This is a genomic window from Kitasatospora nipponensis (genome assembly GCF_039528135.1).
Taxonomy (GTDB): domain Bacteria; phylum Actinomycetota; class Actinomycetes; order Streptomycetales; family Streptomycetaceae; genus Kitasatospora; species Kitasatospora nipponensis.
This window is the reverse complement of the sequence record NZ_BAAALF010000568.1, coordinates 1-900: the sequence shown is the minus strand read 5'-3', so window position 1 is coordinate 900 and position 900 is coordinate 1. Positions and strand designations below refer to the sequence as shown.

At 69.1% G+C, this 900-nt stretch carries 1 protein-coding gene; it reads right to left on the bottom strand.

Annotated elements, in window-relative coordinates; translation table 11 throughout:
• Window positions 1–456: 456 nt before the first annotated feature.
• Window positions 457–762: a hypothetical protein gene (locus ABD323_RS41950; protein ID WP_344447325.1), complete on the bottom strand. Its 306-nt coding sequence runs from the start codon at window positions 760–762 to the stop codon at window positions 457–459.
• Window positions 763–900 lie beyond the last annotated feature (138 nt).

Here is a 900-nt window from a genome sequence, read left to right as displayed (position 1 = left end):
GCTCCCGCATGGCGGAGGCGCGGGGCCCCCTCCCGTGTAGGCCGTCCTGGTCCGTCCCTCGGGATCGGGACGGCCCCTTAAACCCCCAGCGGCACCTGCAACCGCTGGGCAGCACAACCCTCGCCCCGGTGACGTGACTTGTGGACCACGGACGACCGGGGCGGGGCGCTCCCGCAGCCGATACCGAAGAGTGAGACGAGCAAGATGAACGAGCCTGCCAACCCCGGGCGGGTGGCCATGGAGGATCAGATCCGTGCTGCGGGTGCTCATGCGGCCGACAGTCATTCAACAGTCAGCAGCCCTCGCCCGAGGCCCCGCTTCGCCGCGATGATCCGGGCGCGGAGCTGGTAGGAGGGCCGAACGGACAAGTGCCTCTTGCTGGGCACCACTGCCGGTCGCCTGAAGCGGAAAATGGCTTTCTGATCCCAGCAGTTGCTGGCACCAGCAAGCCATGCTCTAGGCCCAGGTGGCGCCGGCTAGGAGCCCATCGAACGCGAGTGCGCGCATGGCGGTGTCGTAGTCGGCCCACTCATGCTCGGCCTCGGTGAAGTGCTGGTCGAAGTAAGCGCGAGTGAGGTCGGGTTCGTGCCACTCGTGGGCGCATCGGCAGCGGACGAAGACCTGTTGGCGGACGTTCAGGAGGAGCCAGTCGCGGCGGGCGCGGCAGGAGGCGCAGGCGATGGGGATGCCGTGGGCCTTCAGTTCGCCCGGGTGGGGGACGGCTCGGACGACGGGGCGGTGGTCAGCGCTGGGGTTGGTCAAGTGGTGCCCTTCGGCCGGTGACGGGGTTCAGCGACACCACAAGACGTACGGCGGCCGGGATGTTCCCGGCCGCGCAGATGACATCAAATCGACATCCCCGTCAGGCCGGTGGGGTCGCGGGGGGGAGGAGGCGGGCTG